We start from the raw sequence: 21,229 nt of genomic DNA, 5'->3' as shown, positions 1-21,229 counted from the left end.
AGAAAGAACCGGCCCTGGCCGACCTGGGACAATGACCCTGTCCTCTTGTCCCGGACTGAAGAAAAGGATTGGTTTGTGACAGTGAATGAGTTTTCAGTTGGAGAATGAGTGAGCATTCACCACCATCCCCTAGTAATTGTATAGCTAACAAGGATGAATTGGTTTCCATGTTGAATACCGCGAAATTTGACGAAATATGAAAGCCACAGCTCTTTTTCTAATTTTTCAATTTATGGTTTAATAGATAGTTGTGCTAAGTACTTAGAATTATCTATTAAAGTAGTAAAGGATTGATGCAAATGGACAGGTCCGTTTTTAGGATCTCGGTAGGAATTGCAGTGATTTTCGTCCTGATAGGGGTATTGATACCTGAACAATTGGGATCTGCAATGGAAGTAGCAAAAGGATTTGTACTTGAGAAATTCGGCTGGTTTTATCAGCTGGTCGCCACCTTTTTCCTTATATTTGCCGTGTTTATGATTTTCAGTAAATATGGAAAAATCAAATTAGGAAAAGAAGATTCACAACCCGAATTCAGCCGACCGACTTGGTTTGCGATGTTATTTTCGGCCGGGATGGGAATCGGTTTGTTATTTTACGGTGTCTCTGAACCCATCTCTCATTTTTCCTCGCCACCTGCAGGAGAAGGCGGGACGGCGCAATCGGGAATTATGGGAATGCGATATACCTGGCTTCATTGGGGACTGCATGCCTGGGCGATTTATGCCATCGTCGCATTGGCACTGGCCTATCAGAAGTTTAACAGAGGAGCCCCTGGTTTGATGAGTGCGACTCTTCATCCTGTAATTGGTGAAAAGGTGAAAGGCCCAATCGGTAAGACAATTGATGTTGTGGCCGTGTTTGCCACATTATTTGGCGTGGCGGCATCATTAGGATTGGGGTCTCAACAGATCAATGCCGGACTGGAATATCTGATTGGAATTCCGAACAACTTTTTCGTCCAGTTCCTGATCATGATGATCATCACTGTACTTTTCATTGTTTCAGCAACTACAGGCATTTCGAAAGGTATCAAGTTATTAAGTAATATCAATATGTCGTTGGCAGTCATATTGTTTATTGCCATGCTCATACTTGGTCCCACACTATTCTTGATGAATATGTTCACCACCACCATGGGCAGCTATTTACAAAATGTCGTTCAAATGGGCTTGCGCTTGTCTCCTTTCAATGCGGATGAAGCAGCTTGGACCCAAGGCTGGACTGTGTTCTATTGGGCTTGGTGGATTTCCTGGACTCCGTTTGTGGGAATGTTCATTGCACGTGTGTCCAAAGGACGTACCATCCGTGAGTTCACGGTCGCGGTCTTACTTGTGCCATCGGTTGTCTGTGCCTTATGGTTCACAGTATTCGGCGGAACGGGAATCAACCTCGAGATGGTGAAGGGCCTGGATGTTTCAGGACAAAGTCTGGAAACAGCCCTGTTCTTTGTTTATCAAAATCTTCCGTTCGGCGCGATTCTGTCGGTGTTGACTGTGGCACTCATCACGACTTTCTTCGTCACATCAGCCGACTCCGCAACCTTTGTTCTTGGAATGCTCACAACAGGCGGGAAATTGAACCCTCCTAACGGTGTGAAAGTGGTATGGGGATTGATCCTGGTCGCAGCCACACTTGTTCTGATGGCATCCGGCGGCCTGGCAGGACTTCAGACGGCAATCATCGTAAGTGCACTTCCGCTTACATTCGTCGTGCTGGTCATGTGCTATGGACTGGTCAAGGAGCTTGGAAAAGAATATGACATCCAAAAGAATCATTGGAAAACGGATAAAAAGGATAAATCACAAAAGGTTGGCTAAGGAAATGGCCTGTCCCGGAAATGGGGCAGGTCTTTTTTTGCACGAAAATTCTTTCGTTTTTAAAAAGACGGGGGAGGCTATGTTAGCTGTCGGCTTCCCTCTACAGTTGCCCAATAAAAATGAAGCGCGGAGCCGTCCCCGCGCATCAGACAACTAACATTGACAAACCATTAAAAGATTCCCGTCCGGATCTTTAAAATTGAACCAGTTGCCTTCAATGTCTGTTGTGAATTCTACATTCTTGCTTTTCATATACTCATAGGCTTCCTCGATATGATTTGTGTTGAAATGGAAAGGCGGTGCTTTATAGATCGTTTCCTCTGAAAAGATTTTGCTGTCAAGTACGATATCCGTTCCGTTCATAGGCAGTATGTACAAATGACCGAATAAAACCTCTCCATCTGCCGGTAACCCCAATATGTCACAATACCAGTCGCGCGCTCTTTCAATGTCACTCACAGGAATGAAGGTGGTTCCGATTTGATTTAGTATTGGTTTTGACATTATCATTTCTCCTCTCCCCCATTTGTTTTTAAAACATAAATCTCTTTTTTCACTCACTACCAATTATTTCAAAATAGTGCAGCTTACTCAAGTGATTCTTTCATAAACTTCTAGTTAATTAAACTGAAATTACGCTCATAGGTCATCGCCCCGATATTATTAATTATGCACTCCACAATTCAGATTTCCACTCGTCAAAACTATCTGCACCTTAAATGAGTTATCTATTCATCCTCCGCCGGGAGTTCAACCTTCGGGACCGGCCCTTACCGAAAGTTCAGTGGGCGATTGCCATCCTTATTTCTCGGACCGTGCCCCACTCTCCCCTGTCCCTATGTCCCAAAGATTTTTCGACAAGTTGCTTGAAAAAGGGGAAAATTGGATCGTATTTTCCAAAAGTGGATCGTAAATGCGAAATGTGGATCGTATTTTCCAAAAGTGGCACGTAAATGCGGAAAGTGGATTGTATTTTTAATTTGGGCAACCGGCGGCGGTACTTCTACTTACTTTCCAAGCTGAATCCAGTCGCACAGTGAACCTTATTGAAGACAATGCCGCTATTTTTCTTGTAAAAAGACAAAAATAGAATGAGAACCGCTCGCACTCTACTATTTTCGTAAAATCCAACGATACAGTATTCCCACTTCTTACCATTAGGTCTATAATACTATATTGTAACAGGAATATTTTCACATCAAAGAAACAGGCGGGATTTTTAAAATTTTTACACGCTTTTAAGAATACCAGGCCCTGCTGCTCAGTAAAATGAACTTTGTGGCAATCCATAAGTAAAGGAGGATGCACTAAGCCTCAGGTCTTAGATGAAGATTGGCCTGGAGGAGGCTGTGAATCAGTCAGTAATCCAGTATCTTTAAAAAGAAGGAAAAATAATACATCAGTATTAGGGGGGAAACACATGCAAGCTTTAATTAACTGGGGGTTTCGCAATAAGGCAGCCATGGGCCTTTTGGTCGTCATCACATTGATTATCGGTATCATCAGCTATTTCCGTCTGCCTATGGAATTCTTGCCTGAAGCGGACAATCCACAAGTTACGGTCGTCACCCTCGCACAGGGTTATGACGCCGGTTCCATGACAACGGCCATTACTGAACCTGTGGAGCAGGCGGTCACATCCATTTCAGGAAAAACATCGATCCTATCCACTACAGGTGAGGGATATTCCCAGGTCACACTCAACTTTGATTCTAAAACCGACATGAAAGAAGCCAAGAATAAAGTCGAGGATGCGATCAAAGGAATCCGCCTTCCTGAAGGAGTGGGACAACCGCAGATCTCGCAGCTGAATACTTCAATGATCCCGATCGGCCAGGTATCGGTGACGTTCGATGACGGATTGACGAAACAGAACCTTGATCTCGCCAACGATGAGTTCAAACCGTTGTTTGAGAAGCAATCCGGCCTGTCACAAGTAGGCTTCGCTGGAGTAAACAGCCCGCGTATCCAAATCAATCTTGACCACGACAAGCTGGAAGAGTTACATATCCCGGTCAACGCGGTGATGGGCGTGCTCCAGGGGCAGGATGTTTCCGCCTCTGCCGGCACCACCACGATCGATGGTCAGAAGAGTACCATCAACGTCACGGACAATCTGACTTCCGTGGAGGCCCTGAAGAATCTGCCCGTTCCGATGCAAGTCCCGAATGCTCCTGCGGTCAAATTGAAAGACATCGCAACCGTTGAAAAAGGGAAGCCTGAAGACATCATCACCCGGGTAAACGGGAAAGAAGCCCTGGCCGTCGTCCTGTTCAAAGAAAGTGACGCCAGTGCCGTAACTGCCGGGGAACAAGTGAAAGACACGGTAGATAAAATCAACAAGGACTATGAAGGGGTCGAAGCAACCGCCCTGTTCACAACGGGGGAAATGGTCGAGAACTCGGTGAACACCATGGTGCGGGAAGTAGCCCTTGGCGCATTGTTCGCGACGCTTGTCATTCTTTTTTTCCTAAGAAAATTCAAGCCGACGCTCGTGACCGCCGTCTCGATTCCATTATCACTCTGCATCACGCTTTTCCTTCTCTGGTTATCCGGAGTCACATTGAACATCCTTACGCTCGGCGGAGTCGCGGTCGCGGTCGGTCGTCTGGTCGATGACAGCATCGTCGTCGTCGAAAATATCTTCCGGCGCAGCCAGAATGAGAAGATCACGAAACAGAATGTGGTGCAATCCACCATGGAGGTTTCCCGTGCCATCACGTCGTCCACTCTCATCACCGTGGCCGTATTCCTGCCGATGGGACTCGTCAACGGCTCGTTAAAAGCATTCCTGCTTCCATTCGGATTGACGGTTACGTATTCGCTGCTTGCTTCTTTGCTTGTAGCCTTGACCGTCGTACCATTGTTGAGCCGCGGCATGCTGAAAAATACAACCTTGCCAAGCCACCGCACACCTCACCGCTATGTGAACGTGCTGCGATGGTCACTCAATCATAAATTCGTTCCAATCTTATTGGCCATTCTTGTGTTTGGCGGTTCGATTGCCCTTTACATCACACTGCCAAAAGCAGCAACGAATGCGAATGATGCTTCCTTTGTCTCTGTCACGATGGAGTTCCCGAGTGATACGCCGGCAGACACCATGAAGCAGCGTATGACAGACTTCGAAGAAAAAATTTCTGGGTTTGAAGGGTACGACCATCTGATTACACAGTACGGCTCAAGTGAAGAAAATGCCCAATACGGAGCCGTGAGTGATTCAGACACCGTGTTCTATACCGTCATCATGAAAGAAGATGGGGATGCTGAAGCCTTCATTGAGAATGTAAATGAAACGAAAAAAGAAGAAAAGGATGTGACCATCACCGCGTCACCATCGTCCATCTTTGGGGGATCATCCAACTCAAGCATTACGTATGACGTGGTCGGAAATGACACCGATGAACTTTTGACTACTTCCGAAACGCTTATGGATAGAATCAAAGATGTGGATGGGGTCAAAAAAATCTCGAGCAACCAGGAGAAAACGTCGCCTGTCTTCACAGTGAACGTCAATACGGAGAAAGCGAACGCCCAGCAAACGGCCATGCAAATCCGTTCCCTGCTGAACCCGCAGCCGATCGGGGCCATCACCCTGGATGACGAACCAACCCCTGTGTTCCTGGACTCCGGTGTCAATCCGGATACCTTGTCCGATTTGAAGGACTTGACGATCGCCACAAGTTCAGGCATCCAGCCGCTTACCGAAGTAGCTTCCATCACGGAAGAAGAGAAACCAAGCACCGTGCTCCATAAAGATGGTGACTTATATGTCCGGATCACGGCAGAAGTGGAACCGGAAGAACTCTCGGTCATTTCCAAAAACATCGCTGCAAAGATCAAGGATATCGATCTTCCGAAGGGCGTTTCCCTGGATACCGGCGGTGCAGCCGCCCAGCAGGCAGATGACTTCAAAGACCTTGGGATGACCATGCTTGCCTCCATCCTGATTGTATACCTGATCATGGTCCTGACCTTTAAGACCTTGAGAGCGCCACTGGCCATCTTGATCACGCTGCCGCTCGCCTCAATCGGAGCAGTCCTCGGACTGCTCATCGCCCGGGTGCCTGCAGACGCGACCGCTCTCATCGGAGCGCTGATGCTGATCGGTATCGTGGTCACGAACGCAATCGTCCTGATCGACCGCGTCAAACAGAACGAAGAAACGATGATCATCCGCGACGCGATTCTCGAAGCCTGCGGAACCCGGCTCCGTCCTGTCGTCATGACCGCGGTTGCCACCATCTGTGCCATGCTTCCGCTTCTATTCGGTCATGCAGAAGAAGGAAGTCTTGTATCCAAATCGCTTGCAGTGGTCGTCATCGGGGGACTTGCCGGCGCCACTGTTCTGACGCTCGTCGTCGTCCCGGTGTTCTACGAATTGCTGTACTTCAGGAAATCGAAGCGACAACGTGCTCAGCAATTGGAGAGAGAAGAAAAAATAGCTCAGTAGGAATATAGATTAGGTTGAAGGCCGCCGGGTGTTTTCGGCGGCCTGATTTATTGGCTGGGCTTGGTTGATTATGTTAAGCGGGGACGATTCTTTCCCTGCTTTTCACTGTGGAACCGGAGTGCCTCTAACAATGCTCATCCAAAGATTTTTCGACAAGTTGGTTGATAAATTGGAAAAGTGGATCGTATTATTCAAATGTGGACTGTAAATGCGGAAAGTGGATCGTATTTTTCAAATGTGGACCGTAAAGCTGGAATGTGGATCGTAATTATCAACGTGAAGGAATTCTGGGAACTCGAGACGGTGATTCTCCTGCTGCTCACAGTGGAATCCAGCCGCAGAGTAAAGATTTTTGATGATGGTGGCTCTTTTTTACTTATTGTTAGTGAAAAGCAGAGCGGGAACCGTCCCCACTCTAACCGCTCTACTCCTAATAAGAATGTTCGAATCCCTCTTATTAATGAATAAACCCTTGTGAACAAGGTAATAAAATGAATAGGTATATAAAAAGGCGGGGAATTCATGACAACGGTAATTGGTTACGCAGAATCATTCTCTTCATATTATTTAGTCATTATTTTAATTGTAATTGGTCTTTATTTGCGCCTTCGGTATTACACTGCTTATAAAGATAGAAATTTAGACAGAGATGCTCAAGCAGCAAAATTTGGTGGTTATGGCTGCTTAATCTTATCCGGGGTTGTATTAATTGCACATTTTATTATTTCTTGATTCTTCCATACCTTCTAATAGAAGTATTTACTTCCATTTCTATTTTTGCCTCTGCAAATGCTTCTTCCCAGTTGCCCTTCACATTTTTCCAATACTTATACTCATGTCTTCTTAACTTTTCACCAAACCCGAAGACATCGGCTTGATATTCATCTTGCATTTTCTTTATAAATTCCAAAGTATCATTTTTTATTTTTTTATTTAGTTCATTTTCCATTTTTTTAATCTTCTTTTCACTAATTAATCCTTTAAAGCCATCCTCGGCTAAGTGTCCTTCTACTAGTACTTCCACTTTGAATTCAGGCTTATCATTTTTTATACGGGTATGAATGATTGATCGCATTCCTTTTACCTCAAATGTAGAGGATGGTTCATTTTCATTCTTTTTATCCGAAGAGGATATGTGAGCTCCTTTTTTAAAAGTTCCTTCAACTACACGGAGTAATTTTACTTCTTCCCCTGTTAGAAAGCCAATTAACTTTCCTTCTCTCATTATGGCTCCACCACTCATATCTACATGATTTCCTCTCACATATACTATCGGCAATAATAAGTCAGCACCACTCTCATGCTCACTCGAAAATTGTCCGACTGTAAATGTAATAGGGATTAAAGCAGTCTTATTTACCGCCTCTTGAGTTAAATCAGATATATATTGCCCGGAAATAGGAATTAAAGGATGTTTAGTTTCTAGTGCATCTTTCGCTTTTCCTTTCACGATAATCAATTTCGTTCTCCTTCTCATTTCATGATCTCTAAAGAATAAGTCCAGGGAGTCAACGATCCCTTCTTCCATAGCCAGTTCTTCACCAATCAATATAATTTGCAAATGACCGTAGTAACTTGGCCTGGCTACCTCTGTTGCATTATCCCTTACACATTGAAATAGAGATGGACAAGTAGTAGATAAATTCCAAACAGGTTCTGTTCCCGGTATAGGTTTTTCAGTAAGCGCATTTGGTTCTGCAATTTGGATTGTCATATCATACCGGTCTTCTTCATTATTTGATTCAGGCTTATCAAGAGCAACCGAAAGAATCATGGTCCTCTGCTGAATTTCAACTGAATCCCAGCAGCCTGTTATGAAGGATGTAAGAATAATAACAACTGTCACTTTCAAGAACTTATTCCCGGTCATAATAGTTTCATCCCTTTTTTCAATCCATAAATACTCCATAAAATCAATGGAAGTCCAAATGATAAACCTATACCTGCATAGCTGGTTTTTTCAGCAATATAACTTACTTGAAGAACATTTTCAGGTAACACAGCCATTAAAAAAACAATTGGAAATAACAGTAGAGATACTGTCCGGTGTTCTTCCAGCTTTAATAAACCAGATGTGAGAAGACTGGCGCCATACAAAAAAATAACCACAGTAGTAACTGAAAATGGTATCCAAACAAACATCATAATCGATTCTAATCGTTCAATAAATGTACCTGGAACCTCTATGTTCTTAACAAGAGCAATCGTTGGATATTCGAGAATCACCACTTCTTTATGACCCAGTACAGAAATACTTAAAACCATAATAAATGTATAAAATAGAGTCACAACAATGATTCCAACTGATAGAATTCTCTTCACTTTTCCTTTATCCATTAAGAACGGCAGCAGAAAAAATAATAGTTCAAACCCTAAGAATGAAAAGAGTATCTTGGGAATGCTTTTCATTACTGGTACAACCCCATCCCCCAAAACCGGCAGATTCCTTCCAAAATCTGCGTCTTTTAATGTGAGGAGTAATACTACAATTAATATAAAAATAATACCTGGCTGTAATGATTCGTTAAATCGGGCAATAGGATTAATGCCATGAACAACCAAATAAGTACTCATAATCAATATGCCCAGTAATATAACTTCCACAGGTGTCTGGTCCAACAAAAACATTTTTGTTGCATCAGCGGAAATACGTACCACCATTGAGACAAAAGTTAAAAAATACAGAATGAAACAAACCATTATGATTATATTGATATATCGTCCCACTAATTTCGGGCCATAATCCACCAAACTTTGATACTGAAATTTCTTTCCTAGTGAAATGATGAGAAATGATGAAAATAGTGAAATGATTCCTGAGATGATAATCCCTATCCACCCGTCAACCCCAGCTTCTTCTGCCACAGGCCCTGGATATGAGAGTATCCCTACGCCAACCATTACAGATACAATCGTAACCGCTAGTTGGGCGGTTGTAATCTTATCTTTAATCATCACTTTTTTTACCACCCTTTTTTCCTTTGTTTTAAATCCATTCGTTTCTTATCATAATTATGAAGAACTTCTGGTCGATTCTGTAAGAGTGGCAATGGCCCTCTTACCACAAAATCCATCCAATCCTTTATTCGATATGGAGCAATAGGGGAAAAGTAATTAATACCAAATGATTTTATTGTGAGTAAGTGCGCCAGGATTGCCAGCAGCCCCAGTATCACACCTAATAAGCCTACCGTTCCAGCAAGGAGCATCAAAGGGAATCTAAGCAATCTAAATGAAATAGCTACGTTGTAATGAGGGATAAGAAAAGATGATACTGCTGTTAAGGCAACGACGATGACCATCATCGGGCTTACAATTCCCGCTTGAACCGCTGCTTCACCAATAACTAATCCGCCGACAATGCCTACGGTCTGTCCAATAACCTTTGGCAGTTGCAAACCGGCTTCACGCAGCATCTCTAACGTAAATTCCATCATTAGAGCTTCTAATAAGCTTGGAAAAGGAACGTTCGCACGTGTGCCGGCAATAGAAATTGCAAATTTAGTAGGAATCAGTCCGGGATGAAACGAAATTAAAGCAATATATAAGGATGGGAGAATGAGTGCAATTAATGCAGCTGAATACCTTACAAAGCGAATAGAAGAGCCTACAATCCATCTCTCATAATAATCACCCGGGGATTGAAACAACATAGAAAGTACTACTGGAACGAGAAGAACAATTGGAGTACCGTTGACCAAAATGGCTATTCGTCCCTCCAACAAAGAAGCAATGACTTTATCAGGTCTTTCTGTATATTGAACCTGAGGGAATGGTGTATACCAGCTGTCTTCAATCCATTGCTCTACAATTCCACTATCCAATACCCCATCTATCTTTATCGAATCCATTCTCTTTCTTACTTTTTCAAGCACCTTCTCATCCACAATTCCATCGATATAAGCAATGGCAAGTTTTGTTTTTGTTCGCTCGCCTTTTGTACTGATTTCAATTTTTAAATCCGTTGACAAGTAGCGCCTTCTTAACAGTGAAATGTTTGTGGTCAATGATTCAACGAAGCCGTCCCTTGGCCCACGCACGACAGCCTCGTTTTGAGGTTCATTAATGGAACGTATCTCGTAACCACCGCCACTCATCTTTAAGGCGGCGTCACCTCTTATCACGATAACATCTCCCCTCATGATCGACTCAACGGCCTCAGTGCTTCCCACTGAATCTGAACGATCCATTTCATCCAAGCTTGCTACTCTTGGAATGATCTTATCCTCAATGTATGACAGTTCAACAAAACCCTCCAAATAAATGAAAATAACCTTATTGTTATTTATATCTTTTTCTAAGAAAATGACATCCGATTGCCCTTCTAATAAGGAAACGATTTCATTATACATTTCACTTTCCTCCTAAGGAGTTACTCACTATAAGTTTCCTCATTTTGATATTTTTATGTAGTATATATTTCAATCGATTCAACATTCATACTCCTTATTATCACGGTGAATGTGATAACTTTTTTCTTTCCCTTACAGCTTCTTTCCCAGCTTTCTTACTGTGTGTTACTTCTGCTCCGGATTCGGTGTCGATTTGTTTAAGTCGGGACGGATCTTGTGGAACCGGAGTGCCCGTAACAATGCTCACCTAAAGATTTTTTCGACAAGTTGGTTGATAAATTGGAAAAGTGGATCGTATTTTCAAAATGTGGATCGTAAATGTGGAAAGTGGATTGTATTTTTCAAAAGTGGACCGTAAATGCGGAAAGTGGATCGTATTTTTTATTGTGAAGGGATATGAGTAACTGCGGGCGGTTCTTATCCTACTTTTCACAGAGACCCCAGCCGTGCAGAGAAGATAAGGTCCATTTTTCCTTTTTAAAAGAAGAAAAGCAGAGCGGGAACCGTCCCCACTCTGCTTCTTAATCACAAATTCCTGAAACCGTCCAGACTCTCCCCAAGCACATAACTCGAAAACCACCGCAAATTCTGCTCCATAACAGCCGCATTCATCCCCGGCTGCTCAGAACTATAGGCCATTCCTTTAAAAATTACTAAATCAGTCTCCACTCCCATATCCCTCAACCCTTGATACAGCTCATACGCATTTGTAAACGGAACCCTTGCATCCTCTTCACCGTGCTGAATCAAAGTGGGCGTACAGGCTGATTTAATGTAGGTCATCGGTGATGTTTTACTATAAATCTCCGGATCATGCCACGGGTCATTACCTAAATGCATCCTGATAAACCAAGGGATATCTGTATTAGCATAATGGTGACGCCAATTGGTCATGCCGCCGCCGACTGACACCGCCTTGAACCGGTCACTGTAGGTGGAACAGAAGGCTGATATGAACCCGCCCTGGCTCCATCCCATCACCCCTGTCCGGTCCTTATCGGCAATCCCCTTTTCAACCAGTGTATCCACACCGGATATGACATCGTGGTAGTCACCGATTCCCAGGTTTCGATAGTTCGCTTTTAAAAATTCATTCCCATAACCGGAACTGCCCCTGTAGTTTGGTTCCAACACAATAAAGCCTTTTTCGATGAAAGGTTCTACAGGATATTTCTCATTGAAACAGGCTGAATGGATCGGGAATGATGCCCACGCCGGACCGCCATGGATGAGTACCAATAAGGGATACTTATCCTTCGCATCAAATTCTGCCGGGGTTGATAAAACCCCTTCTATTTCAAGGCCATCCGTACTTTGCCATGTGATGATTTCCCTGTTGCTTTTAAGCTTCCCTTTGAAAAAGCTATTTTCATCCGTTATCTTTTCACCGTCAAAATAGACTTCAAAGGTTTCATTCCTTATGGCCCTGGCATAGGATAGATGATTTCCATCCCCTGTTATGGATGCATCGAAAATAAAACCATCCCTGTTGATCATTTCCACCGTTCCATCCTCGGACCACAAGCCGATACAATAATTCGTCTTATCCTGCCATCTTATTAAAATACCCCTGTCTGTCCACCGTAATGGAACAACCGAACTATCAACATCTGTTAAAGGCTGAATCCGCTCCCCAGTACGCAGATCGCATATTTCCAGCGTATTGTCCTGAATATGGGTTTCATAGTACTCCTTCTTCCTGATGCTCGCTGCGTAACATAGTTTGCTGCCGTCAGGTGAAAAGCACACGCCCCCTCCCAGCAGCTTGTCGACATTCAGCTTTTGCAGACCGCCAGCTTCAATATCCAGTATGTATAAATCTCGATTAAAAAAATCTCTCATATCCGGAGTCGGGGCAGCCATCAAAACAACCTTGTTCCCATCCAGTGAAACATCAAATTCATGGATATGAAAATCCCGGCCATCCGTTAATGGATTCGCCACGCCATTTTCACTAGAATTAATGAAATACAGACAATGATTCCGGTATTCCCTGCCTATATGATGGAAATCTCCATAAATCTCTTTGCGTTTCTTGATTTCCTCGGATTCTTCTGAGGGTGCAATATAATAAAATCCCTTGCCGGCAGGATCCCACTTGAATGTACTTACTCCTTCTTTTTCATCGGTGATTTGAATACTGCGATCACCATCCAATGACTCTACAAAAATTTGATTTCCTCCATCAGCCGAACGAAGATAGGCAAGATTCCCAGAGTCCGGTGCCCATAAAGGTGATGTACCTTCCAGTAATGTGTAACAGTCTCCCTTATGTTTTTCATAGATCCATATGTGATTCCTGTATGTATTGTCTTTCCAGTCGGGTGTACGTTTGACGAATGCTGCGTTATTGCCGTCCTCACTAATGTGGAGGCTTGATATGGTTGGTAGTGATATGAGGTCCTGTATGGTTGGATATGTTTTTTCATTCGTATTCATAAGTGAAACTCCTAATTTTTATTGGGTAGTGGCTGTAATGGGCTTAAAAACTTTAATATTACCAATTATTTCAAATTACTACAGAGAACTCAATCTATTTTTCAGGGACGGTTTTTTATTAATATTTTCCGAAATGCATAGAGAAACAAAAACATTAAAAGAGGTATGATATAGCTAATTAGTTCTATTAAAAGAGATGGACTTGGATTATTAACCGTTATAAATATTCCGCCATCTGTACTCCCTAACATTCCATTAAAAATTCCATAACAAACATTTAATCCCCAATGAATGCCTGTATTTGCCCAAATTGATTGTGTTCGATAAAAAGCATACGTTAACGATAATTCCAAGATGAGAGAAAAAATTGTATTCGATACACTAAATCCCTCATTCCAACTATCGTCTAGTGTATATATAAGGATAGAAATAATAAAAATCCATTTTCCATTAACTTTATCTTTCAAATGACCAAATATGTATCCTCTAACAATTAGATCGTTTAAAAAAGAACCGATAAAAAATGCAAAAAAAACAAAGAAAAACAAAAGTAAGGATTCAGTAAAACTTTTCACCCCAATAACTTCAAATCCATTTAAAAAATAGAGAATAACATACCTTAGTAACCAGAAGGAGAAACCGATGCTAATCCTACTATCAAATTCCTCTGCCATTTTGGATGAAACGCAATGCCAATGTTCTTATAGTCATTTAACTTTGTTCCTTTTAAAATCACTTTCAATAACGGGAAAAATAAAATAACAAGCAACAGCTGGAAAACAATGTTACTTGTTTTTGCAATAAAGACATTTAAATATATATCTAGTAAAACAAATCCTAAAATCACAATGAAATAATAATAAATACCCTTCTTAAAGAGCGACATTTTACCCTCCTGAAATTAAGATGTAAGATTCCTGCTTTTATTTCTGAAGCAAGAGAACCGCCTCCTCGCTTTCCTTTCTTTTCAAATACCTCTCCACTAGTTAAAAAAGAAAAATGCATAAAGAAGATTTCCAACGAAAAACAAGGGTGGCAAAGCACTTATAACCAAACCGTATTTAGCCCTCTTATTGTTAAATGAAAGCACGGCTCCAATCAGCCAAACTGCTATTACTAATAGAAATTGCGGATAAACAAATGCATTTCCTGTATAATTCTCACCTAATCCTCCACTCGCAATAAAAAGTGAGATGGGGATTGTAATAATTCCTGTTAAAATAAGGTGAATTATTTTATATATCTTAAAACTCACAAGAATCCCTCCTGACTGATCCTTTACCTGAACAAGGGCGGCAGCTTTTCCATCTCACCACATATGTTCTTCTTTATTACTTAGCTTATATAAATACGGCATGCTCATTAATACTAAAACATAAGTAATTAATCCGGCGGTCAAGATGGTTTGAATGGGCATATTAATTGATACTAATGGTATCCAGATTAAAAAAGGACTCATTACAAACAGACTTACCTTATTTCTTGATCTCTTTGTAAGATACTGAAATTTTTCGCAGGAAGGACAATTTAACTTTTGTCTGAATGTAAACATTTTTATAAAAGTTTCTTTCCATGTCCATATATATCCGCAATTTTGACACTCTGGCATCAAAAAACGCCTCCCTTAAATTACTTTCTGCCATGAAAACACGGGGACGGTTCTTGTGCTTCCGAAGCAATAATTCTTACCAAAGGAATCACCAAACATAAAGCTATTTCTCGTAAGCATATAGTATTATTTCCATCCCGTTATGAGTCTTCCGCCAATCATACACTATGATAACTTCCTTACCATCCCTGCTCTCAACATCTGTCTTAAATACCTTTATTGCCTTTTCTATTATGGCTTTCTTGTGCTCATATTTTCCTGAGTTGACTTCTCTTCTATCATCATAAACGATTGTATAATCAACTAATTTGTTCGAAATATTCATCACGTCCACCCTATCTCTCGTGATTGCGTTTCCTTAAGCCCCTTGAAACCCATACATCGCAATAAAAACTAAAAATGCCGAAAGCGAAACGCCTAGAACATTCGCTGTCACAAGACTCACTTTTACTTTGCCTTTCACCCCGAATAAAGCAAACAACAGGCCCAGCACCCCGAAGATCAAAGGTAAAAACACACTGACATTAAGTACTGATACATACAGTTCATTTCCCCACTCAGTTAATCCGGCTGCTAGTGGAAACACAGCCATTACGAAAAATACTCCCGACAAGATTGAATAATACCTCTTTGCCATGACAAGCCCTCCCCTTTATATATTTCAGCAAGCTACCCATCCTCATTTCATCCCGCGTTGAATTTTCTTACAACCGTTACTAAAAAGGCAGCCAATACAACACATACTCACTTTGAATGAATTATTCACCCGATTCCCTTATTAGACGGGGAATACGGTGAGCAAGTTTTACGTTGTTCAATTAACCTGCACATTCATATTTTACCAAAAAAAGTAAACGAAGGTTTAACTATTCAAAATCTTCATCTATTTTTCTTCCTTCGGTTTCGTTAGAACGTCATTCCCTTATATGTTAAAATAATCCAAGCGCAGCATTTTTAATAAAAGATTGGAGCTGTCACAATGAATAAAAGATTAGCAGCATCAGCCATATCCGCTATGTTACTCATGGGAATGTCCGCCTGCAGGCAAACGTCTGATGAAGATGCCGCCGATCAGACTGAATCCGATGTGATCTCAACAAGCACCGGGAATTCTTCTCAACCGGATGCCTCGTCTAAGGACAGTACAACGTCATCTGATGAAAAAGAGAAGGATCAGTCGAACGAAACTTCTAGCGAAAATACCAGCGCGGAATCATCAGACCAAGAGGATACACTCCCAAAAGTTGAAGGAAAACAAGCATACGTAGAAAAGTTGGACAACATCCAAAAAGAACTCGATGCCCTGCCATATAAAAAGGATTCCGATAAAGGCGTCACCAACGCGATGAAAAACTATTACGGGGTGGCATACGAAAAATATGACGAAGCATTGAATGAAATCTATGCGCTCTTTAAAAAAGAACTCTCTCCAGAGGTCATGGCAGACTTAAAGTCTGAGCAAGTGAAATGGATCAAAGAAAAGGAAGAAAAAGCAGAGAAAGAACGATTGAAGTATGAAGGCGGAACGTTTGAAAATGTGGCGTGGTACATCTCATTGTATGAGTCGACGAAGGACCGGAGTTATGAATTGGTTGAGAAGTATATGAAGGATTAAAAGGGGATTTTTTAAGTAAGGAGGTGGTTCTGGTGCTTCCCACGCAAAAGAAACGCCCCTCTTCCTGGATCAAGTCACCTCCCCTTATAACTTTTCCAGCTTATTAAATCTCACGCTAGTATCCTCGTTTCGCTTCCACTATAATGGTAAAAAGGAGGTGTGAAAAATGGAAAAGCAAATCGTGAACATGTTAAACGATATTCAGCGCAACATTAAAGAGCTTGACGGTAATATGAATGAGTTAAGAACTGATATAAAAGAAGTTAAAGAAACAGTCAATCGAATTGAAACCTCACAAACAGAAGATGTCATTGCACTGTTAAAAGTAGGCACTCAGCGTTCAGAAACGGACTTTCGTTATCTCAACACAAGAATCACAGACATCGATAAGCGGGTCTTCACCCTTGAAAATCGCGCCGAAAGTTAGCCCCGCCACAGACTCAGAACATATGAGCGATTGGCCAGAACAAATCTTCTCTTAACCCCCATCATGATCCTCAATAGATTTCTTCAAAATCAACATTCTAATTTTTAACCTGGAAGCACTGGGGAAGGTTCTCCTGCTTCCGACATGCATACCTTCCCCGATCTTCCGCATACAATTCATTCCTCACTCAAAATCCTCTTGTCTGAACTCATTGGGGGAAGCATCGGGACAGATCTTGTGCTCCCAACGCAAGAGAACGGTCCCCACATCCTTCCCTATTCACGTACCAACTCTTTTGCTATACTTCTAGAATACCTTTCACAAAAATCCGAGGTGTTCTTCATGATTAATGCAACCGGCTGGGTGACCTTTTCCTATACACCCAAGGCCGTCAAAAACTATAAACCAAAAGCAATCAAAACCATCAATTCTTTCAGCAAAAATGGCCATACATTCGAAGTCCAATCCGTCTCACCCCCGTTCGACCGGGAAGGCGATATCGCCGTGCAGGTCAAATGCAACTTCGACATCAATATAAAAGAACGATATGGATTCCGCGAAGGTGCCGATTACATCAGTGTCATCTCGGATGAACTGCAGCAGCTGCTTCCGATGGCCGGCGTGCCGATTACGCAGATTACGAATATTTATCGGTTTTAGGGAGCTGTATGCCCCCCTCAAACCTTTGCATAAGAACGGCGCCTGCCCTCCTGGGGCCGGGCGCCTATATTAGTTGTTCTTATATCACCATTACCCCCAAAGCAAGTTCTCTCCCTAGAAAAACTCATACAATCCCTCATCAAAATATTGAAATTCTTTCTTTGTCACCTTATATCGAGTATATCCGTCATAAAAAGCCGTTACGTATTCAGTGTTATTCATAAATTTCCTGATTGCCAGGGACTCATCATATCGGGGATCACCCACTGTCATACCGGCTACATCAATAAACAGCTGAACTACGCCATCAATCACCATTACATTATCCGTTGTGCAATCACCATGGATAATCGTTTGTTTTACGGGAGACGGCCTGTCAGTCTTCAGATTCTCTAATAATGTTAAACTCCCATCACACTGGCCATTTTCCGCGTAATGTTGTGCTTTGAGAAGCTGTCCTTCCAACCAATCCCCTTCACTTCTAAAAAAGTCAATTGGCTCCTGATCATGAAACTCATGAAGAAATCGTCCAAAACTCCTGATCAACGATTTCCTTTCGGTTTCCGACGCGGCTTTGGATAAAGCTGCCGTTAAAGACATCCCATCCTCAAATGACATGATCAGATGGTCACCGTCTTTTTCCTCAATCAAGCCATAGTATTCAGGAACTGATATGACTGTATTTCCAGTCAATTTTTTTAAAACCTGAGCCTCTTCCTTCAACCATGTTCGATATTTTCCCTTGTAGGAACTTTTAAGTAAATATGAACGATCACCTGTGTAAACCCTTCGCACCTCCGAGGTCCAGCCTTGTTCATCCAGTACATTCGTTTTATGTATACAACCTGTTACTTCTTCGATCTTAACCTTTAAACTATGGTTCATCTCTCAATCTCCAACCCTACTAAGTTGACCAGGGACGGTTCTCATCCTACTTTTTAAAGAGTGCTTGTCATGTACCTCTATACTCCAAGATTCTTGGTTGATAAACCGGAAAAGTGGAATGTGTTAGTTTATCATAAAATTTCCATTTATCAGTAAAAATATGGTTGAATAGGGGGCGGGCTTCTATCAACTTTATAAGACAAAAAGAATAGTAGAGCAGGAACCTCCCCGCCCTACTCATATCACTTCGAAAACAGCTTCCAATTCCCTTCGGAGATAACCTCGACCTCACCATCAATCACTTTGATGGCCGTTTGATCGTCAACCGCATATGCAGGTCCCTTCATCCCGGCTGCCCATTTCTCTGCGGCGGCCATGGTGTTATGCGGCAGCATCTCGTGATCCAGGTGCGGAAAGATTGAAAAATCGACCAGTCCCAGCGCATCATCTCCTCCGCCGGGTGGAGTCCAGCCAACGAAAAATTCCCCGATGTTAGGGGCCATCACCATGCTCCCGGCGCTCATTCCCACATAGACCGCTTGCAGCGACGGCAAAAGCTCTGCCATTCCCGATTGCTTCATCCAGTAACTAAGATACAAAGCGTCGCCCCCAGAGACCAGCAGGACGTCCGTCTCACTGACCAGCGGCACCCATCGGTCTTCGTCGATACTTGGCAGCGCAGTGAGCTCCAGCACGCCGACGGACTTCCAGCCGAGTTCGACCATGGGATTCTCAGATTTGCCGCTGATAAACTCCCAAGCCCTGACGCCCGGGCCGACCCATGGGTGACCGTACATCGCGGTGGGGATGCACAGGGCGGTGGATTCGGCGATCGGCTTGTCCAGCATGTCAACCAGCGCATCGTGTATGCTTTTGTTATTGACCCCTGCAGATGTGAGCAGAAATTTCATCACTTCAACTCCTTGTCTTTGTGTGGTAATGTCAAGATTTTATAACTCTAATGGAGCAAATTTGATTTTACTAGCTTTATATATATAACTTGGCTTTCCCTTTATCCCCTGTTCTTGGCATTCCCTTTTACAGTAACCTGCCTGTTGGTTCAATAAGGAATTCAACAAAAAAGGCCGTTAATCCTTCTTAATGCAAATAATGGTATAATTAAAAAAATGCCCAAACCCATATTTACCAAGGTTTTGGACATTTTATAACCGTTTTTAATAAAGCGTTAATTTATATTATACGAATTGTTTTCTCTTCTGACCATCTCTTACATCCATTGATCATACATCTCTTTTCTTGCTTGATGGTACAATCGAGCATACAGCTGCGTTTGATGTGGTCCGTTATGCCCCAATAGAACTTGGATCCATTCTAGTGGCATTCCCTTCATTGCTAAATGTGCAGCAAATGTATGACGTAACGTATGAGGTGATATGTGAATCCCTAACGTTTTTGTATATGCCTGAAATTTTAATTGCATGGTACGGGGACACATTGAACCTGAACTTGTCGTATTTACAAAAACAAACGGTTGAGAATCCTCACGTAGGTTTAAATAGGCTTTCAGATGTTCTGCACACTCTCGTGTAAATAGGACAATCCGCTCTTTTTTACGTTTCCCATTAGGAATCGTAATCATGCGGTCCGACCAGTTAATATCCTCTTTTTTCATATCAACTAACTCCATAAGACGAACACCGGTGGCATATAGCACTTCAATTACCGCTCTTTCCTCCACCTGTCCTTTTACCAATTGACGCAATTGTAACAGTTCATCCCTTTTAAGATATCTTGGTAGTTTATCCTCCGATTTCGGAATGAGTATTTTTTTCGCTGGATCCTTAGTAAGAAAGCCTTCTTCTATGCAATATTTAAAAAACAGCTTGATCCCTGCTAATTTACTGCTCACGGTAGCAACTTTATATTCCCTTGATTCTAAGGAAGACATCCAACCCCTAATATCTTTCGCATTCATTTCTGTGAATGGCTTCTCACAAAAAGCCAATAATTGATTCACTGCTAGTATATACAGATTCACTGTCTTTTCCTCTAATCGAAACCTATAATCCTCTTTAAATTGTTTCAAGCAATTATCTGCGATTATCAAAAAATCTATCCCCTTATCCCATATATTTTCGGTAAAGTGAAATGATCTCCCTCTTGGGAAGCCTAGCGTATATTTGTGTCGTCACAACATCACTATGACCCAATTCATCTCCAATGAACGCTAAATCTGCCTCTTTCGCCAATAATTCAGTTGCGAAGGTATGACGTAATCGATGTGGATGCAAATTTGTTTTGAGTTTAGCTCTCTTTCCCAATTTCATTAAAATAAGCTGTATGGTTCGAACATGTAACCTCTTACCTGTAGAGGTTACAAAAAGTGCCTTTAGAGAATTTTGACTTAAAGAGATATATCGCTCCAATAAAAGAGCACACTTTTCTATAAAATGAACAAAACGGATTTTTTTGCCTTTGCCTACTACGTGCGCTGTAAGGTTCTCAAGATTTACATCCTCTCGATTTAACTCACTTACTTCACTGACTCGACACCCTGTGGTGAGCAAACATTCCACCAACACCTGATTTCGAAGAGAGGTGATTTCGCTTTGATTACGAATTTTAGCAATTTCATCTTTCTCTAAGTACTTTGGAAGTGTTTGTGAAAGACGAGGAAACCATCGGCTTTTAACTGTTGAACTATCTATATAATTTTCATTTATACAAAACTTGTAAAATGAAGATAGAATACTTAACCGTAGTCTCAAGGTTGCTTCACTAAAATGGCCTCCGTTATTTTTAAACCATTCTAGAATGGTATTTGAAGTCAAGGAGAGATAAGTTTCATTCATTTCCCCAAAAAAGTGCTCTAAAAAATGCCGATAGGTAATAATCGTATTTTGACTTCGGTTTGAAACTTTTAAACTTAATAAAAACTCTCCAATGATTTCCTGATTACTTTCATTCGGAAAGTCTTTCGTCAACTCCCAGTAATTATCCATTTTTCT

Annotated in this window: 22 protein-coding genes; 8 read left to right on the top strand and 14 right to left on the bottom strand. The window is 41.9% G+C overall.

Annotated features, from left to right (window positions below):
- Positions 1-293 precede the first annotated feature (293 nt).
- Positions 294-1,820 (top strand): glycine betaine uptake BCCT transporter, encoded by a 1,527-nt coding sequence (locus AAEO50_RS02780; RefSeq protein WP_341980173.1) that lies wholly within the window; start codon positions 294-296, stop codon positions 1,818-1,820.
- 153 nt (positions 1,821-1,973) lie between these two features.
- Here AAEO50_RS02780 and AAEO50_RS02775 read toward each other — a convergent pair whose 3' ends face one another.
- Positions 1,974-2,324 (bottom strand): VOC family protein, encoded by a 351-nt coding sequence (locus tag AAEO50_RS02775; RefSeq protein WP_341980171.1) that lies wholly within the window; start codon positions 2,322-2,324, stop codon positions 1,974-1,976.
- A gap of 378 nt (positions 2,325-2,702) precedes the next feature.
- Here AAEO50_RS02775 and AAEO50_RS02770 point away from each other — a divergent pair, with 378 nt between their 5' ends.
- From AAEO50_RS02770 to AAEO50_RS02755, 4 genes are all read left to right on the top strand, one after another.
- Positions 2,703-2,843, top strand: a complete 141-nt coding sequence (locus tag AAEO50_RS02770) for a hypothetical protein (protein WP_341980169.1) — start codon at positions 2,703-2,705, stop codon at positions 2,841-2,843.
- Between the two features lie 397 nt (positions 2,844-3,240).
- Entirely contained in the window at positions 3,241-6,273 is a 3,033-nt protein-coding gene (locus AAEO50_RS02765) for an efflux RND transporter permease subunit (RefSeq protein ID WP_341980167.1), read from the top strand.
- 177 nt (positions 6,274-6,450) lie between these two features.
- Entirely contained in the window at positions 6,451-6,741 is a 291-nt protein-coding gene (locus tag AAEO50_RS02760; protein ID WP_341980165.1) for a hypothetical protein, read from the top strand.
- A 54-nt stretch (positions 6,742-6,795) separates the two neighbouring features.
- The gene (locus AAEO50_RS02755; protein WP_341980163.1) at positions 6,796-7,005 is read left to right on the top strand and encodes a CLC_0170 family protein; all 210 of its coding nucleotides are present in this window, start codon (positions 6,796-6,798) and stop codon (positions 7,003-7,005) included.
- On the opposite strand, the gene AAEO50_RS02750 is transcribed toward AAEO50_RS02755, so the two are convergent.
- The 9 genes from AAEO50_RS02750 to AAEO50_RS02715 all read right to left on the bottom strand — a co-directional run bounded on the left by AAEO50_RS02750 (position 6,995) and on the right by AAEO50_RS02715 (position 15,310).
- A complete protein-coding gene (locus AAEO50_RS02750) occupies positions 6,995-8,182 on the bottom strand; it encodes a Ger(x)C family spore germination protein (protein ID WP_341980160.1) in 1,188 nt (395 codons plus the stop codon). The two genes, AAEO50_RS02755 and AAEO50_RS02750, sit on opposite strands and share 11 nt — an antisense overlap.
- On the bottom strand, positions 8,140-9,228 hold the full coding sequence (locus tag AAEO50_RS02745; RefSeq protein WP_341980228.1) for a GerAB/ArcD/ProY family transporter: 1,089 nt from the start codon (positions 9,226-9,228) through the stop codon (positions 8,140-8,142). Before AAEO50_RS02745 ends, AAEO50_RS02750 begins: the two co-directional genes overlap by 43 nt.
- Positions 9,229-9,236: 8 nt before the next feature.
- Positions 9,237-10,625, bottom strand: a complete 1,389-nt coding sequence (locus AAEO50_RS02740; RefSeq protein WP_341980158.1) for a spore germination protein — start codon at positions 10,623-10,625, stop codon at positions 9,237-9,239.
- Between the two features lie 525 nt (positions 10,626-11,150).
- Positions 11,151-13,064, bottom strand: a complete 1,914-nt coding sequence (locus AAEO50_RS02735; RefSeq protein WP_341980155.1) for a S9 family peptidase — start codon at positions 13,062-13,064, stop codon at positions 11,151-11,153.
- Between the two features lie 101 nt (positions 13,065-13,165).
- Entirely contained in the window at positions 13,166-13,738 is a 573-nt protein-coding gene (locus tag AAEO50_RS02730) for a CPBP family intramembrane glutamic endopeptidase (RefSeq protein WP_341980154.1), read from the bottom strand.
- 308 nt (positions 13,739-14,046) lie between these two features.
- A complete protein-coding gene (locus AAEO50_RS02725) occupies positions 14,047-14,319 on the bottom strand; it encodes a hypothetical protein (protein ID WP_341980152.1) in 273 nt (90 codons plus the stop codon).
- 54 nt (positions 14,320-14,373) lie between these two features.
- The gene (locus AAEO50_RS21375; protein WP_425383139.1) at positions 14,374-14,673 is read right to left on the bottom strand and encodes a TIGR04104 family putative zinc finger protein; all 300 of its coding nucleotides are present in this window, start codon (positions 14,671-14,673) and stop codon (positions 14,374-14,376) included.
- 103 nt (positions 14,674-14,776) lie between these two features.
- Positions 14,777-14,998: a hypothetical protein gene (locus AAEO50_RS02720; RefSeq protein ID WP_341980150.1), complete on the bottom strand. Its 222-nt coding sequence runs from the start codon at positions 14,996-14,998 to the stop codon at positions 14,777-14,779.
- A gap of 33 nt (positions 14,999-15,031) precedes the next feature.
- Positions 15,032-15,310 carry a hypothetical protein gene (locus AAEO50_RS02715; RefSeq protein ID WP_341980148.1) on the bottom strand — a complete coding sequence of 93 codons (279 nt, stop codon included), beginning with the start codon at positions 15,308-15,310 and terminating at the stop codon, positions 15,032-15,034.
- A 342-nt stretch (positions 15,311-15,652) separates the two neighbouring features.
- Here AAEO50_RS02715 and AAEO50_RS02710 point away from each other — a divergent pair, with 342 nt between their 5' ends.
- From AAEO50_RS02710 to AAEO50_RS02700, 3 genes are all read left to right on the top strand, one after another.
- Entirely contained in the window at positions 15,653-16,288 is a 636-nt protein-coding gene (locus AAEO50_RS02710; RefSeq protein ID WP_341980146.1) for a lysozyme inhibitor LprI family protein, read from the top strand.
- 166 nt (positions 16,289-16,454) lie between these two features.
- On the top strand, positions 16,455-16,715 hold the full coding sequence (locus AAEO50_RS02705; protein WP_341980144.1) for a hypothetical protein: 261 nt from the start codon (positions 16,455-16,457) through the stop codon (positions 16,713-16,715).
- Between the two features lie 342 nt (positions 16,716-17,057).
- The gene (locus AAEO50_RS02700) at positions 17,058-17,375 is read left to right on the top strand and encodes a hypothetical protein (protein ID WP_341980143.1); all 318 of its coding nucleotides are present in this window, start codon (positions 17,058-17,060) and stop codon (positions 17,373-17,375) included.
- A gap of 114 nt (positions 17,376-17,489) precedes the next feature.
- Here AAEO50_RS02700 and AAEO50_RS02695 read toward each other — a convergent pair whose 3' ends face one another.
- From AAEO50_RS02695 to AAEO50_RS02680, 4 genes are all read right to left on the bottom strand, one after another.
- Positions 17,490-18,260 carry an aminoglycoside phosphotransferase family protein gene (locus tag AAEO50_RS02695; protein WP_341980141.1) on the bottom strand — a complete coding sequence of 257 codons (771 nt, stop codon included), beginning with the start codon at positions 18,258-18,260 and terminating at the stop codon, positions 17,490-17,492.
- 242 nt (positions 18,261-18,502) lie between these two features.
- Positions 18,503-19,171 carry a Type 1 glutamine amidotransferase-like domain-containing protein gene (locus tag AAEO50_RS02690; RefSeq protein ID WP_341980139.1) on the bottom strand — a complete coding sequence of 223 codons (669 nt, stop codon included), beginning with the start codon at positions 19,169-19,171 and terminating at the stop codon, positions 18,503-18,505.
- Between the two features lie 317 nt (positions 19,172-19,488).
- Positions 19,489-20,328, bottom strand: coding sequence for a tyrosine-type recombinase/integrase (locus tag AAEO50_RS02685; protein WP_341980137.1), 840 nt, complete (start codon positions 20,326-20,328; stop codon positions 19,489-19,491).
- A gap of 13 nt (positions 20,329-20,341) precedes the next feature.
- The gene (locus AAEO50_RS02680; protein WP_341980135.1) at positions 20,342-21,223 is read right to left on the bottom strand and encodes a tyrosine-type recombinase/integrase; all 882 of its coding nucleotides are present in this window, start codon (positions 21,221-21,223) and stop codon (positions 20,342-20,344) included.
- Between the last annotated feature and the right edge of the window lie 6 nt (positions 21,224-21,229).

This window comes from Rossellomorea oryzaecorticis (assembly GCF_038405515.1).
Lineage (GTDB): Bacteria > Bacillota > Bacilli > Bacillales > Bacillaceae_B > Rossellomorea > Rossellomorea oryzaecorticis_A.
The sequence above is the reverse complement of the archived record's forward strand: the minus strand, read 5'-3'. Positions and strand labels throughout refer to the sequence as shown.

Coding starts and splice junctions, on each gene's coding strand:
- AAEO50_RS02730 (WP_341980154.1), bottom strand. CDS start 13,738: ATGGCAGAGGAATTTGATAGTAGGATTAGCATCGGTTTCTCCTTCTGG.
- AAEO50_RS02780 (WP_341980173.1), top strand. CDS start 294: ATGCAAATGGACAGGTCCGTTTTTAGGATCTCGGTAGGAATTGCAGTG.
- AAEO50_RS02700 (WP_341980143.1), top strand. CDS start 17,058: ATGATTAATGCAACCGGCTGGGTGACCTTTTCCTATACACCCAAGGCC.
- AAEO50_RS02765 (WP_341980167.1), top strand. CDS start 3,241: ATGCAAGCTTTAATTAACTGGGGGTTTCGCAATAAGGCAGCCATGGGC.
- AAEO50_RS02710 (WP_341980146.1), top strand. CDS start 15,653: ATGAATAAAAGATTAGCAGCATCAGCCATATCCGCTATGTTACTCATG.
- AAEO50_RS02735 (WP_341980155.1), bottom strand. CDS start 13,064: ATGAATACGAATGAAAAAACATATCCAACCATACAGGACCTCATATCA.
- AAEO50_RS02680 (WP_341980135.1), bottom strand. CDS start 21,223: ATGGATAATTACTGGGAGTTGACGAAAGACTTTCCGAATGAAAGTAAT.
- AAEO50_RS02775 (WP_341980171.1), bottom strand. CDS start 2,324: ATGTCAAAACCAATACTAAATCAAATCGGAACCACCTTCATTCCTGTG.
- AAEO50_RS02740 (WP_341980158.1), bottom strand. CDS start 10,625: ATGTATAATGAAATCGTTTCCTTATTAGAAGGGCAATCGGATGTCATT.
- AAEO50_RS02705 (WP_341980144.1), top strand. CDS start 16,455: ATGGAAAAGCAAATCGTGAACATGTTAAACGATATTCAGCGCAACATT.
- AAEO50_RS02755 (WP_341980163.1), top strand. CDS start 6,796: ATGACAACGGTAATTGGTTACGCAGAATCATTCTCTTCATATTATTTA.
- AAEO50_RS02745 (WP_341980228.1), bottom strand. CDS start 9,228: ATGATTAAAGATAAGATTACAACCGCCCAACTAGCGGTTACGATTGTA.
- AAEO50_RS02750 (WP_341980160.1), bottom strand. CDS start 8,182: ATGGAGTATTTATGGATTGAAAAAAGGGATGAAACTATTATGACCGGG.
- AAEO50_RS02720 (WP_341980150.1), bottom strand. CDS start 14,998: ATGAATATTTCGAACAAATTAGTTGATTATACAATCGTTTATGATGAT.
- AAEO50_RS21375 (WP_425383139.1), bottom strand. CDS start 14,673: ATGCCAGAGTGTCAAAATTGCGGATATATATGGACATGGAAAGAAACT.
- AAEO50_RS02715 (WP_341980148.1), bottom strand. CDS start 15,310: ATGGCAAAGAGGTATTATTCAATCTTGTCGGGAGTATTTTTCGTAATG.
- AAEO50_RS02695 (WP_341980141.1), bottom strand. CDS start 18,260: ATGAACCATAGTTTAAAGGTTAAGATCGAAGAAGTAACAGGTTGTATA.
- AAEO50_RS02690 (WP_341980139.1), bottom strand. CDS start 19,171: ATGAAATTTCTGCTCACATCTGCAGGGGTCAATAACAAAAGCATACAC.